Genomic DNA, 4,526 nt, shown 5'->3' on the forward strand with positions numbered 1-4,526 from the left:
CCCTTATCGAGAAGACCGTCGAGAAAATCCTCCCGGGATGAAATGGACCCGGCCCGGGTGTCAGATCCGGGGACAGTGCGGCCTGGCAAGGCCGCGTGTTCTAGCGGGTGGAACTCCCGCCCGGGTAATCGCCAGCCACGAGCCCGGTATCGAGCCTTGCGGCGCAACTGGCAACAGGCGCGTCGATGCGTAGGCACGACAGCAGGCGAGGTGCAAAGGTAACGGGTGGAGCCGACCTTGAAGGTGTTGAGCCCCGAAAATTTGGTTGGAGAGTGCCGACGGGTTTGTCCCTCCGGCAGGCAACAATCCGTGTCGCGCCCTGGCGAGTGGCACGGGTACTCCCCGGGGTCCGAGGCCGTATCGAGCCTGACATCGAGAGCACGCGGTAACCAGGGAGATCCGCGCATCGGTCCGCCGGAGGCGGGCACCCGTGAACAAGTGTAGAAAGCAAGAACACGGGCGGTGGTGCGCGGAAGTCGGAGCTACCCATACGAGCTGTGACGCCCGGTAATGCGGGTCGAGCAAAGGGGTGGCGGCCCGAGACAACGCAAGAGTGGATCACGGCCCTACACCGAGAGGATTCTGCCCGTGGCAACGACACTCGCGCGTTTCACGCAGACGGCGTGCCCGCCCTTGGGCGGTGCGCGGAAAGCGCTGCGCCGCGTCGGATGCCCGCGTGTGCGGAGTCGACAGGGCGCCGGATCGCTCCCCTGTTCCTCTGCGGAAGACTCGGGCTGGGAGCCGGATGGTGTAACACTCCAAGTCCGGTTCTGCGAGGAGCCGGGAACGAACCGACGCATGGCGGAGATATTGCGGCACCGCCGGGAAACCAGGCGGACAACTGATAAAGCAAACGTCTGCCTAATCGTCGGCAAGGACCCGGCTTACTTCCCGACCACGGTTTCCGCGTGAAACCCCTTTCCCGGCAGTAAAGAAGGCTACGAATGCCTAACCCTTGGCTCAAAGGCGAGAGCGTGCCACGGGCGTCGTGCTAGTTTGCAAGCTCATCAAGGGTGCGCGCCGCTTTAGCCTTTTGGTTGGGCGAAGAAAGAGGAATCCCAGAGAGGTAACACATGAACAGACAGCTGACTGCGATCATAGAAAAGGAGAATGACGGCTATGTCGCTTTGTGCCCGGAAGTAGATGTCGCTAGCCAAGGAGATTCAATTGCCGAGGCAAGAGATAATCTAAGAGAGGCTCTAGAACTCTTTTTTGAAACCGCGTCAGAAGAGGAAATCGGCACACGATTGCACAAAGAGGTCTATATAACCCAATTAGAGATCGCAGTTGGTTAAGCTGAAGGTTTTCTCCGGAAAGGATATCTGTGGAATCCTCGAAAATCACGGATTCGTGAAAGTGCGCCAACGCGGAAGTCACATCGTAATGCAAAAACAGCTTCCGGCAACCACCATCACGGTTCCGGTTCCCGATCATAAAGAAATTCGGACAGGAACATTATTGTCGATAATCCGCCAATCTGGACTTAGTCGGTCAGAATTCGAGTAAGACAAATTGGCCAACGAACGCCTCCAGCCGACCGCCCAAGATCGGGTCAGAAGGGCTGGGGCCAGGTCTTCCAGTCTTCCCAAAGAACCGTGCGTACGGGTCCGTGCTCGGCTCCTCACGTAAGGCGTATCCAAAGATCGACCTCAAACCAATGCGGTAGCGTGCTTTCGGAGCGAATGGCTCGTCCCATCACAGCGATCAACTCTATCTGGGATGGCTGGGGGAGGCGCTGCCGCGAGATCAAGCGTATCCGACCCTTTTTGAGCGGCGCTTGGCGGCTCAGAGCTCGGTGGACCTAACTCTCGCTCGTCCCTACGGGCCCGGCATGTGACCCGGAGAACGCTTGCCCATAGGACGAGGAAACGGTTTTCTCAACTCGACCGGTTCGCCGCGGCGAGCCGGTCCAGGCGAAGCCGTTGGCGGTCGTCGAACAGACGGCGCGAGCCGATCCAGACGGCGGCCATCGAGCCGAGGCCGGTGCCGGCGGCGATGAGAAACATGATGAGGAGCTGGTATTTGGCGGCTTCCATCGGCGGGCTGCCGGCGAGGATCTGGCCGGTCATCATGCCGGGGAGGCTGACCAGGCCGGCGGTGGCCATGGCGTTGATGATGGGGATGAGGCCGGAGCGCAGGGCGTCGCGACGCACCTCTTCGATGGCGTCGTCCCAAGTACCGCCGGCGAGCAGGCGTGCCTCGATGCGTCCGCGCGAATCCCAGGCTTGGCGGGTCAGGCTGTCGAGCGCGATGGCGATCCCGCTCATGGTATTGCCGAGCAGCATGCCGAGCAGCGGGATCAGATACTGCGGCTGATACCAGGGTTCGACGCCGATGATGACGGTCAAGGCGAGCAGTGTGACGGTGAAGGCCGAGAGGAACATCGAGAGTGCGCCGATCCCGTAACCCCAGACGCCGCGGTATCGTCGCTTCTGGCGCTGCATCACCTCGTAACCGGCAACCGAGAGCATCACCAGGGCCATCAGCCCGATCAGCGGCAGGCTGGTCTGGGCGAAGAGCACCTTCAGCACCAGTCCGACGAGCATGAGCTGGACCGTGCTGCGCGCCGCCGCGATCAGGACTCGCCGCTCGATCCCGAGGCGCAGCCGCCAGGACATGGCTGCGAGCAGGAGGACCAGGATGGAGGCCAGTCCCAGATCGAAGGGGCTTAGATAAATGAGGGTCACGCTTCGGGCTCCAGACGCTCGTTGCGGATGACCAGCGAGCGCCCACCGATCCGCCGGCGTTGCTCCGGGTCGTGACTGACCCAGAGTACGGCCGCACCTTGCCTCTTGCGATAGGTCTCGACGACGGATTCCACGCGTGCGCCGTTGCTCGGATCCAGGTTGGCGGTGGCCTCGTCGAGCAGCAGCGCCTCGGGTGTTTGTGCGAGCAGGCGCACCAGCGCCAGGCGTTGACGCTCGCCCGTCGAGAGGCGCGTCACCGACCAGGCGAGGACGTCGGGTGTGAAGCCGAGGTGGACCAGCCAGTCGGTGATGGTCGAGGGGTCCGGCAGGGCAGGGTGGTTCGAGACGCGTCCGGGCGGGCGACGAAGGGGCTTGGGCAGACGCAGGATGGCCGGGGGAAGCGTTGACGTGGCCTGATCCGCATGCGTGCTCCGGGTGACCGGCAGATGCTCCCCGACGGTCTCGGCCCACCAGAAGGCTTCCGCAGGGAGAAGACCGACCCGCCGACGCCAGGTCGCGGGGGCGATGCCCGAGCGCGGCGCCTCGCCGAGCCAGACCTCGCCCTCGTGTGGATCCAGGTCGGCGACGGCGCGCAGCAGAAGGCTCTTGCCCGAGCCGGACGGACCCGACACGAAGACCAGCTCGCCCGCAGCGACCGTGAGATCGAGCGGCCCGAGGGCGCGCGATCGGATTCCGTCGAGTCTGAGTCCTGACATCGGCGCCCCGGTATCAGCGCCTGGAAAACATCAGGTCGCGGACCCGATGGCCGAGACGCTCGCCGCGTTGCTCGAAGCGAGTGAACGGACGTGATGCCGGGCGGGGCGAGAAGCCACCGGGGCCGGCGAGATTCTCGAAGGTTTCCGAGGACGCTTCCAAGATCTCCAGCATCTGCTCGGCGTAGGGCTCCCAATCGGTCGCCGCGTGAAAGACACCGCCCGGGCGCAGGGCGTGCGCGAGGAGCCCGATCAGCTCGGGCGACAGGATGCGTCGCTTGTGATGACGGCGTTTCGGCCAGGGATCGGGAAAGAAGAGCTGAACGCGCTCCAGGCTGCCGGGCGCAATGCCACGGGCGAGCACCTCGACCGCGTCGTGTCGAATCAACCTCAGATTGGTCAACCCGCGCCGCTCGATCTCGAGCAGCAGGTGCCCGACACCGGGGCGATGCACCTCGATCCCGAGCCAATTGCTCTGCGGATCCTGCTCGGCCATCTCGGCGAGCGAATCGCCGTTGCCGAACCCGATCTCGAGGACGACGGGGTGCGCGTTTCCAAAGAGCCCCGCGAGGTCGATCGGCGTGTCGGGCGTCCAATCCACCCCGTAGCGCGGCCAAAGGTCTCGAAAGGCGCGCTCCTGCGCGGAGGTCAAACGACCTTCGCGCAGGACGAAGCTCCGGATGGGGCGCAGGAATTTGGGCGTCGTCTCGGCGGTCATGAGGTCTCTACAACTGGCCTCTCGGCAACCGCGTTCGCGGTCAAAGCGCTCTGAGGCGATTTCCGTGAACGGGCATCCCGATTGCGCATGTCCGGTAGACATGGGGCGAATAGATTCGCCCCTACAGGCCGTAGACCTTTTCCCGGAAATGACCTAACCATTGGATTCAAAATTCTGAACCGCGTCCGGCACGAACCTCGGTCGTAGCCGCGGACGCCCTCCCCACAGCGACCATCGCAGTCCGCTCGAGACGCGGTTCAGTGCTGGAAGAACAACCCTTCGATCGGCGAAGACGCCGAGGCGAACCGCTTCGGCGCCATGCGCCCGGCAAGGTACGCCTCGCGTCCGGCCTCGATGCCCTTGCGCATGGCGCTGGCCATCAGGATGGGGTCTCGTGCCGCGGCGATC

5 protein-coding genes and 1 pseudogene are annotated in these 4,526 nt (G+C 63.8%); 2 read left to right on the plus strand and 4 right to left on the minus strand.

Annotated elements, in window-relative coordinates:
- Positions 1-1,073: 1,073 nt before the first annotated feature.
- Both GPT33_RS17125 and GPT33_RS17130 read left to right on the plus strand, forming a co-directional pair.
- On the plus strand, positions 1,074-1,295 hold the full coding sequence (locus tag GPT33_RS17125) for a type II toxin-antitoxin system HicB family antitoxin (RefSeq protein WP_296811390.1): 222 nt from the start codon (positions 1,074-1,076) through the stop codon (positions 1,293-1,295).
- Positions 1,288-1,506: a type II toxin-antitoxin system HicA family toxin gene (locus GPT33_RS17130; protein ID WP_296811392.1), complete on the plus strand. Its 219-nt coding sequence runs from the start codon at positions 1,288-1,290 to the stop codon at positions 1,504-1,506. The genes GPT33_RS17125 and GPT33_RS17130 overlap by 8 nt, the downstream gene beginning before the upstream one ends.
- A gap of 371 nt (positions 1,507-1,877) precedes the next feature.
- Here the strand turns inward: GPT33_RS17130 and fetB are convergent, their stop codons facing one another.
- The 4 genes and pseudogenes from fetB to GPT33_RS17150 all read right to left on the minus strand — a co-directional run.
- Complete coding sequence (fetB, locus tag GPT33_RS17135; protein WP_296811395.1) at positions 1,878-2,687, minus strand: iron export ABC transporter permease subunit FetB; 810 nt, start codon at positions 2,685-2,687, stop codon at positions 1,878-1,880.
- The gene (locus GPT33_RS17140) at positions 2,684-3,403 is read right to left on the minus strand and encodes an ATP-binding cassette domain-containing protein (RefSeq protein WP_296811397.1); all 720 of its coding nucleotides are present in this window, start codon (positions 3,401-3,403) and stop codon (positions 2,684-2,686) included. The genes fetB and GPT33_RS17140 overlap by 4 nt, the downstream gene beginning before the upstream one ends.
- Before the next feature lie 13 nt (positions 3,404-3,416).
- A complete protein-coding gene (gene trmB / locus GPT33_RS17145; RefSeq protein WP_296811401.1) occupies positions 3,417-4,118 on the minus strand; it encodes a tRNA (guanosine(46)-N7)-methyltransferase TrmB in 702 nt (233 codons plus the stop codon).
- 257 nt (positions 4,119-4,375) lie between these two features.
- Positions 4,376-4,526 (minus strand): annotated as a pseudogene (locus tag GPT33_RS17150) (thiazole synthase); the annotation flags it as partial.

Origin of the sequence: Thiocapsa sp., assembly GCF_011390875.1 — a bacterium.
In the GTDB taxonomy this organism is placed as follows: domain Bacteria; phylum Pseudomonadota; class Gammaproteobacteria; order Chromatiales; family Chromatiaceae; genus Thiocapsa.